Here is a 19,826-nt window from a genome sequence, read left to right on the forward strand (position 1 = left end):
AGGCAGCTCTCCCTTGCGTAAATTTCATCATAGTTACTATTTCTATCATTCCCGAAAATTCCCTGCAATTTATTTGCACATAGTAAAAGCCTGCTCCTGACCATTCAGGTCAAGGGCAGGCTCTCTTTCAGTCAGCCTTATGCAATTTGCCTTACTCTGCCACCGGCTTCATAGTCGGGAACAGCAGCACGTCGCGGATGGAAGGTGCGTCGGTAAGCAGCATCACCAGACGGTCCACGCCTATCCCTAAGCCGCCCGTGGGGGGCAGGCCATACTCCAGGGCGGTGATGAAGTCGCGGTCCATGACATGGGCCTCATCGTCACCAGCCTCACGCTGCTTCAGCTGCTCAAGGAAGCGGCCTTCCTGGTCGATGGGGTCGTTGAGCTCCGTAAAGCCGTTGGCCAGCTCACGGCCATAGATGAAGAACTCGAAGCGGTCCGTAATGCGGGGATCCTCCGGATTGCGCTTGGCCAAAGGAGAAATCTCCGTGGGATGGCCGGTGATGAAGGTGGGCTGCATCAGGCTCTCCTCCACCTTGGCCTCAAAAGCCTCGTTGAGGATGCCGCCGATGCCATGGCGCTCCTCGTAGGCCACGCCAATCTCATCAGCCAGCTTGCGGGCTTCTTCCACGGTCTGGCAGGCCATGAAGTCCTTGCCCGTGGCTTCCTTCACTGCATCATTCATGCTGATGCGCTTGACATTGGCCAGGTCGATATCCACGCCCTGATAGTTGATCCTGGTAGTCCCCAATACAGCCTGTGCTGCATTGCAGACAATGCCCTCAGTGATGTCCATGAGGTCAGTATAGTCAGCGAAAGCCTGATAAATCTCAATGGAGGTGAACTCAGGGTTGTGGCGCACGTCCATGCCCTCGTTGCGGAAGACACGGCCCATTTCGTACACACGGTCCATGCCGCCCACCACCAGGCGCTTCAGGCTGAGCTCCGTAGCAATGCGCAGGTAGAGATCGATGTCCAGGGCATTGTGATGGGTGACGAAAGGACGGGCTGCAGCGCCGCCGGCAATGGTGGAGAGCACCGGGGTCTCCACTTCCAGGAAGTCGCGCTCATCCAGGTAGCTGCGGATGGACTTGATGATCTGGCTGCGCTTGCGGAAGGTGTCCCTCACCTCGGGATTCACAATGAGATCCAGATAGCGCTGACGATAGCGCACATCCACATCTTTCAGGCCGTGGAACTTCTCCGGCAGGGGACGCAGGGACTTGGACAGCAGGTCGAAGTCCTCCACACGCACAGTGACTTCACCACGGCGGGTCTTGAACACATGGCCCTTGACGCCGATGATGTCACCCATGTCAAGGCGCTTGAACTCTTCCTTGTACTTCTGCTCACCCAGCACATCCAGCTTGAAGTAAATCTGGATGTTGCCGGTGCGGTCATTCAGCACGGAGAAGGAAGCCTTGCCATGGCCGCGGATAGCCATGAGACGGCCGGCGATGGTCACTTCCTCTTCGCCTTCTTCATCCTCCTGCAAGTAATCATACTTCTCCTTCAGGGGCTGGGCGTAAGCGCTCACCTCGAAGCGGTGGCCGAAGGGGGCCACCCCCATCTCCCGAAAAGCCTCCATCTTGTCACGGCGCACCTTCATGAGGGCGCCGATATCCTGAGTAGACTCATTTGCCTGAGCCTGCTGGTTCTTGTCTGACATATGCTCAAATGCTCCTATCTATTAGCCCTTGATTTCCACAATCTGATACTTGATGACGCCTGCGGGAGCGTGGACATCCACGGTAGCTCCTACCTTCTGGCCCAGCAAAGCGCTGCCCAGGGGAGACTCATTGGAAATCTTGCCCTCATCCGGGTCTGCCTCGGTGGAGCCCACCAGCATGAAGGTGTCCTCCTCGTCATACTCCAGGTCCTTCACCACGACCTTGCTGCCCATCTGCACCACGTCGCCGCTGCCAGCCTTGATGATCTCAGAGTTGCGAATCTTGTTCTCCAGCTCCTGGATCTCGCCTTCCAGGAAAGCCTGCTCGTTTTTCGCATCATCATACTCGGAGTTCTCGGAAAGGTCGCCCAGAGCGATAGCTGCCTTCAAGCGGTCAGCCACCTCCATGCGGCGCACTTCCTTCATGTATTTGAGCTTTTCTACCAGTTTATTATAACCGTCTTCGGTCAGCATGACTTTCTTGTCTGCCATGTTTAACGCCCCTTTTTCTAATATAGATTAACTTATTTAGTATACGGAGTTTATTTGGCCTTGTCAATGAGTGCCAGCTTTTGCTTGTGGGTAAGGCGCTTCAAGTGCCATTCCCTGCTCATGGCCGTGTGCCTATCCGGCAGTTCCTCGAAATATGCCAGACGGACAGGCAGGCGGGACCGGGTGTACTTGCCTCCCTGCCCCGCCTGATGGGTCCTGATGCGTTTTTCCAGGTCATTGGTCCAGCCCACATATAGGCTGCCGTCCCCGCATTCCAGCATATAAGTGAAGGCCGGCAATTACTCCGCCTCTTTGATGGTGACCTTCTGCATCACCACGTCCTCCAGGGGGCGGTCGGAGAAGTCAGTCTTGACCTTGCCAATCTTCTTCACCACATCCATGCCCTTCACGACCTTGCCGAAGACTGCATGATGGCCGTCCAGCCAGGGAGTCTTGTCCAAAGTGATGAAGAACTGGCTGCCGCCGGTGTTGGGGCCTGCATTGGCCATGGAGAGGATACCCTCGCTGCTGTGGCGGAGGCCGTCACCGAACTCATCATCAATGGTGTAGCCAGGGCCGCCCATGCCGGTGCCCGTGGGGTCGCCGCCCTGGATCATGAAGCCGTCAATGACGCGGTGGAAGATAATGCCGTCATAGAAGCCCTTCTCCGTCAGATCAATGAAGTTCTTGGTGGTCTTCGGTGCCTTGTCCTCAAAAAGCTCGATTTCAAAAGTTCCCAGATTGGTTTCAAAAACTGCGATGCGGTTTGCCACTTTCTTCGTGCCTCCATTATTGTCCGCCTGGGCCAGGCACCCGCCAGTCAGCAGGAGCATGAGCGCCAGGGCCAAAATCATTATCTTTTTCATTTTACCTTACCTCCTGAGGTTTTTTCAATAGTTTCCCTAAATTAGTCAAGAACTCCGGGGGCAAAATTGCCGTTTCTGAAAATCTCCACTTTCTCCCCCTCACGGGTAATGCCCACAATGGAGAGGTCAGCGGTGCCTATCATGAAGTCCTCGTGGACCAGGGAATCGTTCACTCCATGCTGCAGCAGTGTCACGCTGTCCATCTTCTCCCCGCCCTCCAGGCAGGTGGGATAAGCCTTGCCCAGAGCCAGATGGCAGGCGGCGTTCTCGTCGAAGAGGGTGTTGTAGAAGAGGATGCCGCTGTTGGAGATGGGTGAATCATAGGGCACCAGGGCCACCTCGCCAAGATAATGGGAACCCTCGTCCATATTGATAAGTTCCTTCAGAGTTTCCTCTCCAACTTCCGCCCCGAAGTCCACCACACGTCCCTCTTTGAAGGTCAGATGGAAATTCTCAATGCGGTTGCCGTTGTAAATCAAGGGCTTGGAGGCGTAAACCGTGCCGTTCACGCCCTCCCGCAGGGGCAGGGAGTAGACTTCCTCCGTAGGCATATTGGCGGCAAAAGTCACTCCCGTGGCGGCTTTCTCCGCTCCCCCTGCCCAGATATGGCCCTCCGGCAGTTCTACGGTCAAGTCTGTGCCCAGGCTGTTCTTGTAGTGCAGAGCCTTGAAGTTCTGCTTGTTCAGGAACTCAGCCGCTTTTTGCAAAGTAGCGATATGCTCCTTCCAGGCCTCAGCCGGGTCTGTCTCCGGCTCAATGCGCACCGTGCGGAAGATTTCCTGCCAGAGCCTGGCCTTGGCCTCTTCCTCGCCCAGTTCCGGGAAAACCTTCTTCGCCCAGCCTGCCGTAGGCACGGACACCACGCACCAGGTGTTCTCATTGTTCATAAGGCGCGCGCGATACTCCAGGAGAGCCGCCCCCGCCGCCTGGGCGGAAAGAGTGAGCTTTTCCTGCTCGATATCCTTGAAAATCTCAGGATTGCGGGCAGCAATGGACACAAAGGCCGCTCCCTGTTCTGCATAATCCTGATAGAAGCGCACTCTCCACTCAGGGAACTCCGTGAAGATTTCCTTCCTGCCACCCGCATAACGGATGCGGGCCAGTTCTTCATCTCCCCAGCTCACCACCACATCATGGGCGCCTGCCGCAAAGGCCTCGGCCGCAATGAGGCGGGCAAACTCTGCACACTCCAGGGGGGAATTGATGACCAGGATCTGGTCATCCTGCAGGTTCACCCCTACTCTGACCACCAGCCTGGCATATTTTTTCAGCAGTTCCTGTTCCATCTATTGCTTCCTTTCTGCGCTTTTCAGCGCCTCCTGCTCCATTTTCTTCTTCCTGCGCTTCAGCATTTCTTCGATGTCCACCCCCGGCGTGCTGAAGCCCCGGCCCATGACCTCGTTGGCAGAAATGACAATCATGAAGGCCCCGGGGTCAAAGAGGTTGGCTATCAGCTTTATCTTGGATACCTGGGTAAGATTCACTACCACGAACACCACATTCCGTTCCCGGCGGGTAAAGGCCCCCTGACCGTGCAGGAAGGTGACCCCCCGGCCCACCTCCGTGATGATGCCCTCGGCTATATGCTGGGCCTGGTCGGAGATGATGAGCACTGCCTTGCGCTTATTGAAGCCCGCTATGACCTTGTCAGTCACATTGGCATTCATGTACATGCAGATCAGGGTGAACATGGCCGGCGCCACGCCAAAGAGGAAAGCCGCCGCCGCCATGATCAGGCAGTTGAAGGCAAAGATTACGCCTCCCATATTCAGGGAGTAATACTTCTTCACAATGGCGCCGATGATGTCAAAGCCGCCGGTGCTACCGTTCATGCGGAAGACTATGCCGTAGCCGATGCCGTTGAAGACACCGCCGAAAATAGCTGAGAGCATGATGTCATTGACAGGTGCATAGGCATTCAGCGGTTTGGTGAAATCCAGGAAGAAGGAAAAGATAGCCGTGCCTATGATGACGTCGAAGGTATAGCCCCTGCCCAAGGTCTTCCAGGCCGCCAGAAGCAGCGGGATATTGTAAAGAAAGGTCTGCAAGCCTATGGGCAGATGGCTCAGGTAGTAGACAATGATGGCAATGCCCGTGGCGCCGCCTGTCAGCAGGTGCGCAGGCACCAGAAAGAGGTTGATGGAACAGCTGGCAATAAGGCAGCCCAGGGAGATACCAAGATACCGCAAAAGCCGGTGTTCGAGCATCTTCAGCTGTATCATTCAGCCTTTCCTCCTATTCTGAGTTGAGGGACTTCCTCCTGTGGCAGCGCTGAAATGTCAATTTCCTTCGCTCCCAGCTTCTCAGCCAAGGCTGCATCTTCCAGCCCCTCTTCAATGTCAGCGCCCTCGATGGCCATGCGGTCTGCTTCCTCGTCCGTAAGCGGCAGAGCCGTAATACGGGCGCTCACCAGATGCCACTTCTCCACATCCAGTTCAAAGAGCAAATGCTCATGGGCATGACCAGGCCGTTCATAGATGAAATATGGCACGCCCCCGTGCCACTGACGCTCCGTCTCGCCATAGGTTTTCTCCAGCCAGTAGGAAGTCGCCCCCTGACGCACATTATGGCGCAGGGTATAATCTCTGCCAGACAGGGCAATATCTGCCACTTTGCCTGTGGCTTTAACAATCCCCACTCTGACCTCAGGATATTCGTAGATGGTCAAAGGTACTCCCTGTACCGTCTGTTCTTTATCAAACAGAGGTTCCCCCAGGATATCAAGCATCTGGGAAATTTCGTCCCCCAATTTCAGTCCTTTGTAGCCAAAGTCACTGTCCTGCAAGGAAGACTTGACCGCTTCAGCTGTGCCAAAGCAGGCAGGATTGGCAATCTCAGATGGTGCAGCTATCCCCAGGCAGGCTGCCACAGCAAGAATTGCTGCCAACTTTTTCATCATTTCTTCTTATTCCTCATTTCCTCAGTGTTAAAGATAAGAGTAACGGGCCCGTCATTGATGGACTCCACCTGCATATCCGCTCCAAAGCTGCCATGCTGGGGTGGGAACCCCAATTCTTCCAGCTTTGCCATGAAGTAATTGTACAAAGGCTCTGCCAAGGAGGGCGGCGCCGCATGAGAAAAGCCCGGGCGACGGCTGCTGAGGTCAGCATAGAGGGTGAACTGGGAAATGACCAGGATGTCTCCCCCCACCTGCTCGATGTTCAGGTTCATCTTCCCCTGCTCATCCTCAAAGACCCGCAGGTGCACTATTTTCTCTGCCAGATAATCAGCCTCAGCCTCGGAGTCCTCCGGGCCTACCCCCAGCAGCACCAGATAGCCCTGGCCGATAGCTCCTTCCACTTTTCCCTCAATGGTGACAGAGGCTGACTTCACCCGCGTAACTACTGCTTTCATTTATCTATCCTTTCGTCATATAGGGCTTCACAAAATCCCTGATGGTCTTGAAATACTGCTCCTGTCCCGTCTGGCTGGCAGCCCCATGGACAGCCTCCTCGATGAAGAGGATCTCCTTGCGGGGAGCCACAGCCGCATCATAGAGCTCCTGCGCCATGGCAGGAGGCACCAGGGTATCCTTCAGCCCGTGAATAAAGAGCATGGGCACCTTGGAATCTTTCACCGCCTGGACAGGTACCGCCTGATTAAGGCTGAAGCCGGCCACTTCCCTGCAGCGCCAGTCCAGGAGGTTCATGGCCGGGAAGGGCGGCAGTCCGAAAGAATCCTTCATCTGATGAGCCAGAAGGTCAAAGGCGCTGGTATAGCCGCTGTCCTCCACACAGGCCACCACCTGGGCCGGCAGGTTCTCATCATCAGAGGCCAGCATCACCGTGGCGGCTCCCATGGAAACGCCGTGCAGCACGATATGGGCCTCAGGATAGCGCATGGCTATCAGCCCTGCCCAGGCAGTCACATCCGCGCTTTCTTTATACCCCATAGTGAGAAACTGCCCCTGGCTTTCCCCGGAAGCCCTGAGGTCAGGCGTCAGCACATGGTAACCCATCATTAGATAGTTTTCTGCTATATAATATGAATTAGTCTGGTTGCAGCCGTAGCCATGAGCCACAATCACCCACTTATTGGAACTTTCCTCCGGTGAAAAATGAGTGGCGGTGAGGTGCAGCCCATCCTCAGACTGCAGTTCCCAGGGTTCGCTGAGGTAATCCGGCCTGTCATACTTACGGCTCTCCGGCGGCATCAGCAGGGCAAAGGCCCGGGGCGGCTCCGTATGTCCCCCAAAGGTGCCACGTTCCAGGCCAAAGGAAACCAGATAATTGCCAATAAAATAACCCGCCCCCAGCACAAAAGAAACGGTCATGACCACGGCTGTCAGCAGGCAGGAAATCAATATTTTCTTCATCCATCCGCCCCCTTTCGTCGATAGTACACATTATAACGCAAATAGGGATGTTTAACAAATAGACGAGCATTAAAAAGCCTTCCCCGCCAGAGGAAGGCTTTACTCATTGCTCTCTACTTCACTATATCCTGGTACATCTCCGGCCTGCGGTCGCGGAAAAGTCCCCAGCTCAGGCGGTCTTTCTCCAGACGCTCCAGGTCGAAGCTGGCCGTCAGAATCGTTTCGTCCGTGCGGTTAGCCTCAGCGATAATACCACCAGTATTGTCTGTGATAAAGGACGAGCCATAGAAATTCAGGGAAGAGGACTGCCCGCCATTTTCTTCGCAAGGCTCCACTTTTTCCACCCCCACCCGGTTAGCCGCAATAACAGGCATAAGATTGCTGCCGGCGTGCCCCTGCATGCAGCGGCGCCAATGAGGCATACTGTCGGTGTCCAGGATGGGCTCAGATCCAATGGCCGTGGGGTAAAGCAGCATCTCAGCCCCCTGCAGGGCCATGGTACGGGCGGCTTCGGGGAACCACTGGTCCCAGCAGATGCCCACGCCTATCCTGCCATAACGGGTAGCCCAGACCTTGAACCCCGTATTGCCCGGGGTGAAGTAGAACTTCTCCTGATAATAATGGTCATCGGGAATATGTGTCTTGCGGTAGACCCCCAAAACAGAGCCATCCGCATCCAGCATGGCAATGCTGTTGAAGAGACGGGTGCCGTCCTTCTCGTAAAAGCTGATGGGCATAGCAACTTCAAGTTCCTTAGCTATAGGCTGAAAATGCCTCACGGCAGGATTATCCTCCAAAGCCGTGGCAAAAGCGTAAAACTCATACTGTCGTTGCTGGCAGAAATAGGGACGCTCAAAAAGCTCAGGCAACAGGATTACCTGCGCCCCCAGCCCTGCGGCTTCCCGCACCAGCTTTTCAGCCTTGCGGATATTTTCACTGACCTCTGCCGCCATCTGCATCTGGATGGCAGCCACGGTTACCTCTCGCATAGCTTCACCTCTATTCCTTCTGACCTGCCAGGGGAATCTGCTGGGTCAGGCAGTGGAAGTTGCCGCCCCCCACTATGACAGAACGCGCCTGCAGGGGCACCACCCTGCGCTCCGGAAAACAATCCTGCAGGATACGCAAAGCTTCTTCGTCCCTCACATCACCAAACTGCGGCACGATGACCTTGCCATTGCAAAGATAGAAATTCACATAGCTGGCCGCCAGTCGCTCACCCGGCTCCCGCCTGTCCTCGCCTTCCTCGAAGGCAAAGCTATTGGCTTCTTCCTCCGTGATGCAGACAGGCTTTTCAGGGATAGGCAGCTTATGGATTCTGAACTTGCGCCCTTTGGCATCTGTGGCCTGCTCCAAAACCTCCAAGTCTGCCCTGCTCAGCTCGTACTGCGGGTCAGACTTGTCATCTGTCCAGGCCAGTACAACTTCGCCCGGCTTCACAAAGGCAAAGACATTATCCACATGCTCATTGGTCTCGTCATTGTAAATGCCCCTGGGCAGCCAGATGACTTTCTCCGCGCCGAGATAGTCCAGCAGCTTCTCTTCAATCTGTGCCTTGGACAACTGCGGATTGCGGCCCTCTGACAGCAGGCAGGCTTCGGTCACTACCACAGTACCTTCCCCGTCCACATGGATGGAGCCGCCCTCCAGCACGAATTCACCTGCATCGTAGATATCATCGCCCAAGGCCGCGCACATCTGCACCGCCGCCGCATCATCCAGCTCATAATCAGGGTAAAGACCGTCAAAATCGCCCCCCCAGGCATTGAAGCGCCAGTTGATGCCTCGACGCTGGCCCTGCCCATTGACCACATAGGTAGGCCCCATATCCCTGGCCCAGGCATCATTGGTGGGAATCTCCAGATAATGGATATGCTCCTGAGGCAGGTCTTTCAGCATGGCCTCTGCCGGGGCGCGATGCGCCCCATCCACCAGCAGGTAAAGCTCCTCCATAGCGGAAATCTCCCGGATCAGCTCCACAAAGATGGGCTGCACATCTGCGCCACCATTGGTCCAGGAGCCTGGACGCACAGGCCAGATCAGGAAGGTGCCCTCATGGGGGGCAAACTCTGCCGGCATATGGAAACCATCTGCCTTTGGTGTGGTATCGGTAATCATCATGACAATCTTCCCTTGAAATCCTCATAGCCAAACTTCTTCACCAGGGTACAGTCCCCTGCGTCATCCATCTTCCAGATGGCGGGCAAGGCCATGCCGTTGAAGGTGTTGTTCTTGACCATGGAGTAAATGGCCATATCCTCAAAATAGAGCCTGTCACCCGGGGCAAGGGACTTATCAAAGGAATAATCGCCGATGATATCCCCTGCCAGGCAGGTGCAGGAGGAAAGCCTGTAGGTGTAAGCCTTCTCCCCTGCTTCGCCAGAATCCTTCAAGGGCGGGCGATAGGGCATTTCCAGCACATCAGGCATGTGGCAGGCAGCGGAAGCATCGAGAATCAGAGTCCTTACACCGTGATTCTCAACTATATCCATCACCTCGGTGACAAGATAACCTGCATTGAGAGCCACCGCCTCCCCGGGCTCCAGATAGACTTCCACCGCATACTTGTCCTTCACTGTCCTGATAAGGTCAATCAGCAGCTGCCTATCATAATCCTTGCGGGTGATATGATGGCCGCCCCCCATATTGAGCCAGTGAATGGAATCTGCCTGCAGCCAGCGGCCAAAGCGCTCCTGCACGGCCTTGAGAGTTTCAGCCAGAGCATCGCTGTCCTGCTCGCAGAGGGTGTGAAAATGGAGGCCGTCAAGTTGTTCAAACAGCTCAGGCTCGGCTTCCACTGCCCTCTCAAAGTCCTCTGCCGTCACGCCCAGACGGGAACCGGGAGCACAGGGGTCATAGATAGCATGGTCCTGGGTGGAGCACTCAGGATTGATGCGCAGGCCAATGCCCTGCTGAACACCGCGCTTTGCCTGTATTTCTTTTACCCTGGCCCCAAAGCGGCGCAGCTGGGCAAAGGAATTGAAGATGACATGATCGCAGATGGAGGCGATTTCCTCAATTTCCTCTGGACGATAGGCCGGGGAAAACACATGGTTCTCCCCCCCCATTTCCTCGTGGCCCAGCCGGGCCTCATAGAGACCGCTGGCGGTGGCGCCGTCCAGGTATTTGGCAATCAAGGGATACTCGGCAAACATGGAGAAACACTTTTGAGCCAGCAGGATCTTGCAGCCTGCCGCCTCTTTGACTTCCCGAAGTATCCGCAGATTATTTTCCAGTGCCTGCTCGTCCACCACATAGGCAGGAGTAGGCACCTTGTCTAATTTCATTGCCATAAATCAGTCCACCAGCACCGGGTTTTCTTCCACCTGCCAGGGCAGGCCCCATTTGTTCAGGGCTTCCATGTACGGATCCGGATCGAACTCATCAGTGGTGAAGACACCGGGCTTCTTCCACTGGCCGGTAACCACCAGCATGGCGCCAATCATGGCAGGCACGCCCGTGGTGTAAGAGATAGCCTGGGAACCCACTTCCTTGAAGCATTCCTGATGGTCGCAGACATTGTAAATGTAGATGGAGCGTTCCTTGCCATCCTTCTTGCCCGTGAAGATGCAGCCGATATTGGTCTTGCCCTTGGTACGGGGACCGAGGGAAGCCGGATCCGGCAGCAGGGCCTTGAGGAACTGGATAGGCACGATTTCCTGGCCGTTGTAATTGATGGGCGTAGTGGAGAGCATGCCCACATTCTCCAGACAGCGCATATGGTCTAAATAACTCTGCCCGAAGGTCATGAAGAAGCGGATGCGCTTGACTTCCGGCATATTGCGGCCCAGGGCCTCGATTTCCTCATGGTGCAGCAGGTACATGTCCTTCTTGCCCACACCCTCGAAATCGTACTCGCGCTTGATGCTCATGGCAGGAATCTCAATCCACTTGCCATTTTCCATATAGGAGCCGGGGGCGGAAACCTCCCGCAGGTTGATTTCCGGATTGAAGTTCGTAGCAAAGGGATAGCCGTGGTCACCGCCATTGCAGTCCAGGATATCAATGGTGTCAATGGTATCGAAATAATGCTTCTTGGCATAGGCGGCAAAGACCGAAGTCACCCCCGGGTCAAAGCCCGTGCCCAGCAGAGCCGTAAGGCCTGCCTGCTTGAACTTCTCCTCATAAGCCCACTGCCAGGAATAGTCGAAATAAGCGGAGAACCCCAGCTCCTGGCAGCGTTTCTCATAAATCTTGCGCCACTCCGGGTCTTCCGTATCCTCCGGCTCGTAGTTGGCCGTGTCGATATAGTCCACCCCGGCAGCCAGGCAGGCATCCATGATGGTGAGATCCTGATAGGGCAGAGCCACATTAAGCACAGCATCAGGCTGATATTCCTTGATGAGTTTGGTAAGTGCCTCCACATCGTCGGCATCAATCTGGGCCGTGGTGATCTTGGTCTTAGTCTGCCCTTGTAACTTCTCTTTCAAAGCGTCACACTTGCTGACCGTGCGGCTGGCAATCATCAGTTCGTCGAAGACACCGTCATTCTGGCACACCTTGTGGATAGCTACGCTGGCCACGCCGCCGCAGCCGATAATCATCAGTTTGCTCATTTTTTCATTTCCTCCTCTGAAAGAATATCTTCCACATACTTGGGCAGCATGAAGGCTCCCTTATGCAAATGGGTCGTATAATACCAGGTAGTGAGATTCCTCTCATTCCAACGCTTGGCGTTGAAATCCTTCAGCGGGTGATACTTCTTGGACGCAAAGCCAAACATCCAGAGGCCCGCCGGACAGGTAGGAATGCCCGCCTGATAGACGCGGCTCACGGGAAAGCTCTGATATGCCTTGCGGTGCATGGCCCGGAAGGCTGCCTCATCCTCATCATAGAAGGGGCTGCCATGCTGATAGACCATGATGCCGTCATCGTGCAGGGCACGGTAGCAGTTGCCGTAGAACTCCCGGGTAAAAAGCCCCTCCGTATGGCCGAAGGGGTCCGTGGAGTCGTTGATGATCAGGTCATACTTGTCACGGCAGCGGCGCAGGAAACGCAGGCCGTCCATATTCGTGATCTTGACCCGCTCGTCATCAAAGCCCTTGGCAGTCTCAGGGAAATACTCCCGGGAAACCTCGATGAACATCTCATCAGGCTCCACCACATCAATGGACTCGATTTCCGGGTACTGGGTGAGGACTTTCGCCACGCCCCCATCGCCGCCACCGATGATCAGCACATTCTTCACCTGGGGGTGCACTGCCATGGGCACATGCACCACCATCTCGTTATAGATGAATTCGTCAGCCTCCGAAAAGATGATTTCGCCGTCCAGCACAATCATCCTGCCAAACTCCCGGGATTCAAACACATCTATGCGCTGATACTCGCTCTGTTTGGAGAAAAGCTGCTTGTCCACTCGCACAGATGTCTTGACGTTTTCCGTATCCATCTGTGAAAACCATATTTCCATTAGGTCAAACCTCCGTCAAAATGCGCATTTCCCGGCATTCAGGATCCTGGGTTCCCTGCAGGGAGCAGCCCTTTTCCCTTGCGTATTCGATGTACTCAAGAATCTCCTCTGTGATGCGCTCCCCCGGAGTCAGGATGGGGATTCCCGGCGGATAGCACATGAGCATCTCCCCGGCGATGCGCCCCACGGTTTCCTGCAGGGGCATTTTCTCTCCCTGGGCATAAAAGGCCTCCCGGGGACTCATGACCAGTTCCGGCGCAATGAATTCGCCGCAGTACAGCTCCCGCTTGTCCTTGGCGAAGCGGTCGGCAATGTCCTCCAGTGCCCCCACCAGGCGCTCGATATCCTGGATGCGGTCACCGATGGAAATATATGCCAGGATATTGCCGATATCCCCAAACTCAATCTGGATATCGTACTCATCCCTGAGCATGTCATAGACCTCGATACCCGTCATGCCGATGCCCTGAGTGAAGATGGACAGCTTGGTCACATCAAAGTCAAAGACGCTATCCCCGTCGATAAGCTCCCTGCCATAGGCATAGAAGCCCTCTATCTCATTGATTTCCGTACGGGCATATTCCGCCATGGAGCTGACCTTTTCAAAAGATTCCCGGCCATGTAGAGCCAGATTCCGGCGGGAAAGGTCCAGGCTGGAAATCAGGAGATAGGACGCGCTGGTGGTCTGGGTGAGGTTGATAATCTGCTGCACGTATTCCGCATCCACGCCTTTGCCGCAGAGCATGATGGAGCTCTGGGTGAGGCTGCCGCCGGATTTGTGCATGGACACCGCAGCCAGGTCTGCCCCGGCTGCCATGCCAGAGATGGGCAGATTATCCCCGAAATACAGGTGGGTGCCATGGGCCTCGTCCACCAGCACCTTCATGCCGGCTGCGTGAGCCAGATTCACGATGCCCTGCAAATCGGAGGCGATGCCATAGTAAGTGGGATTGTTGACAAAGATGGCCTTGGCCCTGGGGTGCTCTTTGATGGCCCGCTCCACATCAGAGAGAGCCATGCCAGTGGCAATGCCGATGGTGTGATTGACCCGTACCGGCACATACACGGGTATGCCGCCGCATAGCACCAGCGCATTGATAACGCTCTTATGCACATTGCGGGGCAGCAGGATTTCCTCCCCCGCCCGCACAGTGGCCAGCACCATGGCCTGCACCGCGGAGGTGGTGCCGTGCACCATGAAGAAGGCATGCTGGGCGCCGAAGGCATCTGCCGTCAGTTCCTCTGCCTCCCGGATGACCGAGACGGGATGGCTCAGGTTGTCCAGCATCTTCATGGAATTGACATCCACGCCCACGCATTTCTCACCCAGGAAATCCACAAGTTCGGGATTGCCGCGGCCGCGCTTATGCCCGGGCACATCGAAAGGAACCACACGCCTTTTGCGAAGTTCCAGCATCGCCTCGTAAACCGGCGCTGTATGTTGCTTGATACGATCCATTTTTCCCTCCAGAGATGAATACCCTGACAATCATTACTTATTTACATTACTGCGTTAATCGCTCTTAAAATTTTACAGTTTCTCAACATATTAAGCAAGCATAAATATACATGCGTTTTATCTCTCCACAAAAATTTTTCCTCACCAGCAGTTGACAAAGTTACACTTCTTGGATAAAATTATCTCATCAATAGCGAGGCAACGGAGCCCAAACGGATTGTGATGATTCGTTTGGGCTTTTTCTCTCCTTCACAATGTTATTTCACAAAATGTTTTCACACGCACACGCTATTGATGCAAATCTGTCGAAGGCAGGACAAAGGCGTCCAGCAGCAGGGGTATATCCCCAGCTGCCTGGCGCCTTTTTTCTTGCCGAAATTTCCCGCCAGAAAGGAATTGGTAATATGCGCTCATTCCCTTTATTCTCCGAACTTGAAGCACACCGTGACAAAGCCAATGAGGCCTTTCATCATAATGTGAAGCCCGTGCTGATGGAACGCCTGCAGGAGTTCGGCTTCGCCCCAGCCAGTGAAGCCTCCCCTGGCATCCTGCAGCTGACTGAGGCAGCCACTGATAACTGTTACATCCTGGCCATCCATCCCTACGAGCTTGACATACACTTCCAGCATGTCAAGACAGGTGAGCAGATTCTCATCTGCTCCATCAGCAACCTGGAGCTCAGCGCCCATGTCATGATGGAAATCATCATCGACTCCATCGACAGCTGGCTGCAGTACGGAGTGATTTACGACTATACCAAAGCCCAGCTGCTGGAAGAACGTGCCAAGGCCAGGGCCTGACAAAATACCGCCGGGAGGAGGGAGATTCATGGAAGCATTGCTGGCACACAAAGACGAAATAAATGAACAACTGGCCCGCTATGGCGTGAAATTCGGGATTTACAAGGAGGGCAGCTTCAACGAACGGCTGTTTCCCTTTGACCCCCATCCCCGCATGATTGGGGCAGAGGAATTCCGGCAGCTGGAGCAGGGATTGGCCCAACGGGTGGTGGCCCTGAACAATTTTCTCTACGACATCTACCACGAGAAGAAAATCATCAAAGACCAGGTAGTACCAGAGGAATTTGTCTACCGTTCCCCGGGATATCTGGCCCAATGCGAGGGCATCACCCCGCCCCACGGCTGCTACAGCCATATTTCTGGCATCGACCTGGTGCTGGGCAAGGACGGCGAGTGGTATGTGCTGGAGGATAATCTGCGCATTCCCTCAGGGGCCTCCTATCCCCTGATAGCCAGGGCTCTCTGCCGCCGCTGCAGCCCCGCCACCTTCCAGCAGCACAGGGTACTGGACAACCGGGACTACGGCAAGCTCCTGAAGCACACCATGGACCATGTCAACACGGGAGGCATCAATGTCATCTTCACCCCCGGCAGGTACAACGCCGCCTACTTCGAGCATGCCTATCTGGCGGAACAGGCGGGGGCTGTGCTGGCAGAGAGCGGCGACCTGTTCGTGGAAAACCGCAGGCTCTACTGCCGCACCAGCTGCGGCGCTACTCAGGTGGGAGCCCTTTACCGCCGGGTCAGCGATGAATATCTCGACCCGCTGTTCTTCGAAGCCTCCTCCCTCATAGGCATACCAAATCTCATGGATGCCTATATGGCAGGCAACGTGGCCATCATCAATGCCCCCGGCAACGGCGTGGCGGATGACAAGGGCATTTACTACTTCGTCCCCCGCATGATTTCCTATTATCTGGGAGAGGAGCCCATACTGCATAACGCCCCCACTTACCTGCCCTATTTCCCGGAGGATTTCGCCTATGTCATGTCCCATGCCCACCAGCTGGTCATCAAGGATGTGGCAGAGGCCGGCGGCTATGGCGTCATCTTCGGCAGCAACCTCACTCAGCAAAAACTGGAGGAACTGAAGAAGGCCATCACGGCTGCGCCCCGCCGCTTCATCGCCCAGGAAGTAGTGGACTTCCAGGACCTGCCGGTTTCCGAAGGAGAAACGACAGTCGAACGCAAGGCGGACCTCAGGGCCTTTGTGCTCACAGCAGAAAGCCCCGTGGTCTGGCCCAGCGGCCTGACCCGTTTTTCCCGCAATCCCGACAGCTTCGTTGTCAACTCGTCACAAGGAGGAGGTTTCAAGGATACATGGATTCTATGCCACTGAGCAAGGCATCCCGGCTCTTCTGGCTGGGACGCTACTACGAACGGGTCGCTGCCACTCTCACCTATCTCTGGGACTGGTACGACAAGATGATTGACGGCGTGCCGCCGGACTGCAAGGACTTCTGCCGGGCCCTGGAAATCTCCTACCCCTATCTCAGCACAGAGGAATTCCTTCAGGATTATGTCTTTGACGGCACCAATCCCGAATCACTGCGAACCGCCGCCGACAATATGCTGGGCAACGGCATGATGCTCCGGGAGACCATCGGCAGCCGCACCCTGTCCTACCTGGAGCTGGCTGTGACTGCCATGGAAAGCGGCGTCGGCAGCCTCTCCCCCACCCTGCCCCTGCAGCGCACCATCGACTACATCATGGCCTTCCGGGGCTGCTATGATGACTGCATTGCCGATATCGAAGTGCGGAACATCATCAAATGCGGCGCCAGCGTAGAAAGGCTGAGCCTGTACCTGCGCCTGGGCTGGCATCTGGAGCGGGTTCCCACCGAAGTGGGACGCCTGCTCTACCGCACCAGGAGAGCCAGGCTTTCCGCCTTCCCCGGCTGCCTGCAGGTGCTGGAAAACCTGTCCGAACCCTACAGCGACTCAGACAAGCAGAAGCTGCTGGCAGCTGCTGAGCAGCTTTTCTCACTATGATTTCGTAGCAAAAGAAAGGAGGCGAACTGCCATGGGGCGTTCTCTGGATTTTTACTTTGACACCGAACTGAAATTTTCCCAGCCTGTCGCGGAACATGAGTTCCTCCTGCGCTGCCTCCCTGCCGAAGCCCCGGAGCAGCAAATCGAGACGCAAAACCTGACACTTCTGCCCCACTGCGCCGTGACCAGCCGGGGGAAAGATGCTTTTGGCAATGCATACTGCGCAGGCAGGATAGAGGAAAAGCATGAGGTCTTCCGCTACACTTTGGAAGGCCGGAGCTGCCGTGACGATTCCCTGCGGGAGAAGTCGGAGGCTGCTCCCTTTTATCTCTATCCTTCTCCCCTCACCCAGCCCACCAGGGAAATAGAAGAATTCTTTGCCGCCCTGCCTAAAAAGGGCAGCCCCTTGGCTACGGCGCAGCTGTTCTCTGCCCGTGTTCACCAGCATTTCACCTATGTGCCGGGCCATACCAATGTCTCCACCTCCGCAGGGGAAGCCTTCCGGCTGGGACTGGGAGTCTGCCAGGATTATGTGCATGTGCTCCTGGCCCTCTGCCGCCTGGCAAAGATTCCCGCCCGGTATGTCAGCGGCCTGCCCATAGGCGAAGGGGCCAGCCATGCCTGGGCTGAAGTCTGGGAAGACGGCCTCTGGTACGGCCTTGACCCCACCCGGGACTGCCCCGCAGATGAGAGCTACCTGAAATTCTGCGTGGGCCGGGATTACAGTGACTGTCCCCTGGAACGTGGCATGTTCACAGGGGGAGCTGACCAGACGCAGACTGTATTCATGAAAGTGACGGTGGCATGAACATGATAGAGGAAGTGGTATCTGCCCACCTGCCTGTGGGCGAGACCCTGAGGATACATAAGAACCGCATCGAGGGCGCAGAACCCAAAAAGCGCCGCCTGGCCATAGTGACCGGCACCCATGGCGATGAGCTGGAGGGCCAGTATGTAGCCTGGCAGCTGGCCAGAGTGCTGAAGAAAAGGCAGCCGCTCCTGCGGGGCACGGTGGACATCTACCCTGCCTTGAACCCACTGGGCATCAGCACCATTTACCGGGGACTGCCGGGCTTTGACCTGGACATGAACAGAATCTTTCCCGGAAGCAGCGAGGAGACCATGTACGAATACATCGCTGGCGGCATCATCGAGGATATCGCCGGGGCTGACCTCTGCATTGACATCCATGCCAGCAATATCTTCCTGCGGGAGATACCCCAGGTGCGCATCAATGAGCAAAGCGCCGAGACGCTGCTTCCCCTGGCGAAGTTCCTGAACATGAATTTCCTCTGGGTACACAGTGCAGCCACGGTGCTGGAAAGCACTCTGGCCTACAGTCTCAACTCCCTTGGCACTCCCACTCTCGTGGTGGAAATGGGCGTGGGCATGAGAATCACCAAAAGTTACGGCGACCAGCTCATCACGGGCATCCTCTCTGTCATGTCCCAGCTTTTCATGCTGGAGGAGCCCTGTCCCCCGGTAGCGCCTCCCATCGTCAGCACAGACGGCAACGTGGCCTTTGTCAACGCCAACACCTCGGGCATCTTCATTCCCCGGGTACGGCACGAAGAGCGGGTGGAAGAGGGACAGCTCCTGGGACTTATCGCCGACCCACTGAGCGGCGGCGTCAGGGAGGAACTGCACAGCCCCGCCAGCGGTCTCATCTTCACCCTGCGGGAATATCCCGTGGTCAATGAAGGCTCACTGATTGCCAGGATCCTGGGAGGCGCCCTATGAAGAGAAAAACCTTATTCACCATCGACGCCCAACCCTACCGCCAGCCCATCCCGGTCTATGGCTATTTCTTCGGCTCAGAGGAAAAGACCTTGGCGGTCATGGGCGCCATCAGGGGCGACGAGTTCCAGCAGATGTATACGGCAGCCAAACTGGTGCAAGAGCTCACTCGCCTGGAGGCAGAGGGTAAACTCACCGGAGACTGCGGCCTTTTGGTCATTCCCTGTGCCGGACAGTTCTCCATGAATGTCAGCCGGCGTTTCTGGCCCCTGGACAATACGGATATCAACCGCATGTTCCCGGGCTATGACAAGGGCGAAACTACCCAGCGGCTGGCCTGGCGAATCTTTGAGGCCCTGAAGGGCTATACTTACGGCATCCACCTGACCAGCCTTTACCTGTCGGGAGATTTTATCCCCCATATCCGCATCATGGATACGGGCTGGCAGGAAAATGCAGAAGGACTGGACTTCGGGCTGCCCTACCTCATCACCAGGAAGCCCCGCCCCTACGACACAACCACTTTGAACTACAACTGGCAGGTCTGGGAAACCCGCACTTTTTCCCTTTACACCAAGGCCACGGATTTCATAGACGAGAAAAGCGCCCAGGAAGCTACCGACAGCATCCTGCGCTTCCTGTCAAGGCACGGTTTCCTGAAAGACGTGCCTCTGCCCGAAGGCGAAGCCACCCAGGCCGTCAGTGAGAAAAACCTCGTCACCATCAGGAACACCTGCGGCGGCATCCTGCTGCACTGCCGCCCCACTTCAAGCCAGGTACAGGCTGGCGAAATCATTGCCAACATCGTCGATCCCTATACGGCAACGGTGCTGGAAGAAATACGCGCCCCCCAGAAGGGCACCATCTTCTTCGCCCGCCACGCCCAGATCATAGCCGCCCAGACCATCGTCTTCCGACTGATTCCCAGCTGAATTTCACTATCACATTTCAGCCTAGCCATCAGCCGCTTGGCTGCCCGCTGCTCACAGTCCTGCTTCGTGACATTTTCATGTTCATTTTCAATGAACTCTGTGCCTATGCTTAGTACTAACGGACCTACCACCAGCTTTGCTTCTAGAATTT

The 19,826-nt window shown here is 55.8% G+C and carries 21 protein-coding genes; 6 read left to right on the forward strand and 15 right to left on the reverse strand.

Translation table 11 applies throughout. From position 1 onward, the window contains the following. Positions 1-151: 151 nt before the first annotated feature. The 15 genes from lysS to BLW59_RS01305 all read right to left on the reverse strand — a co-directional run bounded on the left by lysS (position 152) and on the right by BLW59_RS01305 (position 14,214). The gene (gene lysS, locus BLW59_RS01235) at positions 152-1,669 is read right to left on the reverse strand and encodes a lysine--tRNA ligase (RefSeq protein ID WP_074695454.1); all 1,518 of its coding nucleotides are present in this window, start codon (positions 1,667-1,669) and stop codon (positions 152-154) included. 21 nt (positions 1,670-1,690) lie between these two features. Beyond that, entirely contained in the window at positions 1,691-2,161 is a 471-nt protein-coding gene (greA, locus tag BLW59_RS01240) for a transcription elongation factor GreA (protein ID WP_029544221.1), read from the reverse strand. A 50-nt stretch (positions 2,162-2,211) separates the two neighbouring features. Beyond that, positions 2,212-2,460: a GIY-YIG nuclease family protein gene (locus tag BLW59_RS01245; RefSeq protein WP_217634593.1), complete on the reverse strand. Its 249-nt coding sequence runs from the start codon at positions 2,458-2,460 to the stop codon at positions 2,212-2,214. Then, a complete protein-coding gene (locus BLW59_RS01250) occupies positions 2,461-3,027 on the reverse strand; it encodes a peptidylprolyl isomerase (protein ID WP_029544224.1) in 567 nt (188 codons plus the stop codon). 41 nt (positions 3,028-3,068) lie between these two features. Then, on the reverse strand, positions 3,069-4,313 hold the full coding sequence (locus BLW59_RS01255; protein ID WP_074695456.1) for an aminopeptidase: 1,245 nt from the start codon (positions 4,311-4,313) through the stop codon (positions 3,069-3,071). Then, a complete protein-coding gene (locus BLW59_RS01260) occupies positions 4,314-5,249 on the reverse strand; it encodes a YitT family protein (protein ID WP_029544228.1) in 936 nt (311 codons plus the stop codon). Then, a complete protein-coding gene (locus BLW59_RS01265; protein WP_074695458.1) occupies positions 5,246-5,926 on the reverse strand; it encodes a hypothetical protein in 681 nt (226 codons plus the stop codon). Before BLW59_RS01265 ends, BLW59_RS01260 begins: the two co-directional genes overlap by 4 nt. Beyond that, positions 5,923-6,381: a D-aminoacyl-tRNA deacylase gene (gene dtd, locus BLW59_RS01270; RefSeq protein ID WP_074695460.1), complete on the reverse strand. Its 459-nt coding sequence runs from the start codon at positions 6,379-6,381 to the stop codon at positions 5,923-5,925. The genes BLW59_RS01265 and dtd overlap by 4 nt, the downstream gene beginning before the upstream one ends. A 4-nt stretch (positions 6,382-6,385) precedes the next feature. After that, positions 6,386-7,342 (reverse strand): alpha/beta hydrolase, encoded by a 957-nt coding sequence (locus BLW59_RS01275; protein WP_074695462.1) that lies wholly within the window; start codon positions 7,340-7,342, stop codon positions 6,386-6,388. Positions 7,343-7,455: 113 nt separating this feature from the next. Beyond that, the gene (gene aguB, locus BLW59_RS01280; protein WP_074695464.1) at positions 7,456-8,331 is read right to left on the reverse strand and encodes an N-carbamoylputrescine amidase; all 876 of its coding nucleotides are present in this window, start codon (positions 8,329-8,331) and stop codon (positions 7,456-7,458) included. A 10-nt stretch (positions 8,332-8,341) separates the two neighbouring features. Beyond that, entirely contained in the window at positions 8,342-9,463 is a 1,122-nt protein-coding gene (aguA, locus tag BLW59_RS01285) for an agmatine deiminase (RefSeq protein ID WP_074695466.1), read from the reverse strand. Beyond that, positions 9,460-10,629: a carboxynorspermidine decarboxylase gene (gene nspC, locus BLW59_RS01290; RefSeq protein WP_074695555.1), complete on the reverse strand. Its 1,170-nt coding sequence runs from the start codon at positions 10,627-10,629 to the stop codon at positions 9,460-9,462. Before nspC ends, aguA begins: the two co-directional genes overlap by 4 nt. Before the next feature lie 9 nt (positions 10,630-10,638). Further along, complete coding sequence (locus tag BLW59_RS01295) at positions 10,639-11,898, reverse strand: saccharopine dehydrogenase family protein (RefSeq protein WP_074695468.1); 1,260 nt, start codon at positions 11,896-11,898, stop codon at positions 10,639-10,641. Then, positions 11,895-12,755, reverse strand: a complete 861-nt coding sequence (gene speE / locus BLW59_RS01300) for a polyamine aminopropyltransferase (protein WP_029544240.1) — start codon at positions 12,753-12,755, stop codon at positions 11,895-11,897. Before speE ends, BLW59_RS01295 begins: the two co-directional genes overlap by 4 nt. A 4-nt stretch (positions 12,756-12,759) precedes the next feature. Next, entirely contained in the window at positions 12,760-14,214 is a 1,455-nt protein-coding gene (locus tag BLW59_RS01305; protein ID WP_029544242.1) for an aminotransferase class I/II-fold pyridoxal phosphate-dependent enzyme, read from the reverse strand. A gap of 404 nt (positions 14,215-14,618) precedes the next feature. On the opposite strand from BLW59_RS01305, the gene BLW59_RS01310 reads away from it, so the two are divergent. Genes BLW59_RS01310 through BLW59_RS01335 form a run of 6 tightly spaced genes read left to right on the forward strand, consistent with a single transcriptional unit; the run spans position 14,619 to position 19,675 of the window. After that, positions 14,619-15,014 (forward strand): hypothetical protein, encoded by a 396-nt coding sequence (locus BLW59_RS01310; protein ID WP_029544244.1) that lies wholly within the window; start codon positions 14,619-14,621, stop codon positions 15,012-15,014. 28 nt (positions 15,015-15,042) lie between these two features. Further along, the gene (locus tag BLW59_RS01315; protein ID WP_074695470.1) at positions 15,043-16,353 is read left to right on the forward strand and encodes a circularly permuted type 2 ATP-grasp protein; all 1,311 of its coding nucleotides are present in this window, start codon (positions 15,043-15,045) and stop codon (positions 16,351-16,353) included. Beyond that, complete coding sequence (locus BLW59_RS01320; protein ID WP_074695472.1) at positions 16,335-17,006, forward strand: alpha-E domain-containing protein; 672 nt, start codon at positions 16,335-16,337, stop codon at positions 17,004-17,006. The genes BLW59_RS01315 and BLW59_RS01320 overlap by 19 nt, the downstream gene beginning before the upstream one ends. A 31-nt stretch (positions 17,007-17,037) precedes the next feature. After that, positions 17,038-17,814: a transglutaminase family protein gene (locus BLW59_RS01325; RefSeq protein ID WP_074695474.1), complete on the forward strand. Its 777-nt coding sequence runs from the start codon at positions 17,038-17,040 to the stop codon at positions 17,812-17,814. Further along, positions 17,811-18,746 (forward strand): M14 family metallopeptidase, encoded by a 936-nt coding sequence (locus tag BLW59_RS01330; protein WP_318258200.1) that lies wholly within the window; start codon positions 17,811-17,813, stop codon positions 18,744-18,746. Before BLW59_RS01325 ends, BLW59_RS01330 begins: the two co-directional genes overlap by 4 nt. Next, positions 18,743-19,675 carry a M14 family metallopeptidase gene (locus tag BLW59_RS01335; protein WP_074695476.1) on the forward strand — a complete coding sequence of 311 codons (933 nt, stop codon included), beginning with the start codon at positions 18,743-18,745 and terminating at the stop codon, positions 19,673-19,675. The genes BLW59_RS01330 and BLW59_RS01335 overlap by 4 nt, the downstream gene beginning before the upstream one ends. The last annotated feature ends 151 nt before the right edge of the window (positions 19,676-19,826 follow it).

Source organism: Selenomonas sp. KH1T6 (assembly GCF_900108415.1).
In the GTDB taxonomy this organism is placed as follows: Bacteria; Bacillota; Negativicutes; order Selenomonadales; family Selenomonadaceae; genus Selenomonas_B; species Selenomonas_B ruminantium_A.

What these genes read in the sequence shown, in the direction of transcription:
- lysS (WP_074695454.1), bottom strand. Translation starts at nt 1,669, where the DNA reads ATGTCAGACAAGAACCAGCAGGCTCAGGCAAATGAGTCTACTCAGGAT.
- greA (WP_029544221.1), bottom strand. Translation starts at nt 2,161, where the DNA reads ATGGCAGACAAGAAAGTCATGCTGACCGAAGACGGTTATAATAAACTG.
- BLW59_RS01250 (WP_029544224.1), bottom strand. Translation starts at nt 3,027, where the DNA reads ATGAAAAAGATAATGATTTTGGCCCTGGCGCTCATGCTCCTGCTGACT.
- BLW59_RS01255 (WP_074695456.1), bottom strand. Translation starts at nt 4,313, where the DNA reads ATGGAACAGGAACTGCTGAAAAAATATGCCAGGCTGGTGGTCAGAGTA.
- BLW59_RS01260 (WP_029544228.1), bottom strand. Translation starts at nt 5,249, where the DNA reads ATGATACAGCTGAAGATGCTCGAACACCGGCTTTTGCGGTATCTTGGT.
- BLW59_RS01265 (WP_074695458.1), bottom strand. Translation starts at nt 5,926, where the DNA reads ATGATGAAAAAGTTGGCAGCAATTCTTGCTGTGGCAGCCTGCCTGGGG.
- dtd (WP_074695460.1), bottom strand. Translation starts at nt 6,381, where the DNA reads ATGAAAGCAGTAGTTACGCGGGTGAAGTCAGCCTCTGTCACCATTGAG.
- BLW59_RS01275 (WP_074695462.1), bottom strand. Translation starts at nt 7,342, where the DNA reads ATGAAGAAAATATTGATTTCCTGCCTGCTGACAGCCGTGGTCATGACC.
- aguB (WP_074695464.1), bottom strand. Translation starts at nt 8,331, where the DNA reads ATGCGAGAGGTAACCGTGGCTGCCATCCAGATGCAGATGGCGGCAGAG.
- aguA (WP_074695466.1), bottom strand. Translation starts at nt 9,463, where the DNA reads ATGATGATTACCGATACCACACCAAAGGCAGATGGTTTCCATATGCCG.
- nspC (WP_074695555.1), bottom strand. Translation starts at nt 10,629, where the DNA reads ATGAAATTAGACAAGGTGCCTACTCCTGCCTATGTGGTGGACGAGCAG.
- BLW59_RS01295 (WP_074695468.1), bottom strand. Translation starts at nt 11,898, where the DNA reads ATGAGCAAACTGATGATTATCGGCTGCGGCGGCGTGGCCAGCGTAGCT.
- speE (WP_029544240.1), bottom strand. Translation starts at nt 12,755, where the DNA reads ATGGAAATATGGTTTTCACAGATGGATACGGAAAACGTCAAGACATCT.
- BLW59_RS01305 (WP_029544242.1), bottom strand. Translation starts at nt 14,214, where the DNA reads ATGGATCGTATCAAGCAACATACAGCGCCGGTTTACGAGGCGATGCTG.
- BLW59_RS01310 (WP_029544244.1), top strand. Translation starts at nt 14,619, where the DNA reads ATGCGCTCATTCCCTTTATTCTCCGAACTTGAAGCACACCGTGACAAA.
- BLW59_RS01315 (WP_074695470.1), top strand. Translation starts at nt 15,043, where the DNA reads ATGGAAGCATTGCTGGCACACAAAGACGAAATAAATGAACAACTGGCC.
- BLW59_RS01320 (WP_074695472.1), top strand. Translation starts at nt 16,335, where the DNA reads ATGGATTCTATGCCACTGAGCAAGGCATCCCGGCTCTTCTGGCTGGGA.
- BLW59_RS01325 (WP_074695474.1), top strand. Translation starts at nt 17,038, where the DNA reads ATGGGGCGTTCTCTGGATTTTTACTTTGACACCGAACTGAAATTTTCC.
- BLW59_RS01330 (WP_318258200.1), top strand. Translation starts at nt 17,811, where the DNA reads ATGAACATGATAGAGGAAGTGGTATCTGCCCACCTGCCTGTGGGCGAG.
- BLW59_RS01335 (WP_074695476.1), top strand. Translation starts at nt 18,743, where the DNA reads ATGAAGAGAAAAACCTTATTCACCATCGACGCCCAACCCTACCGCCAG.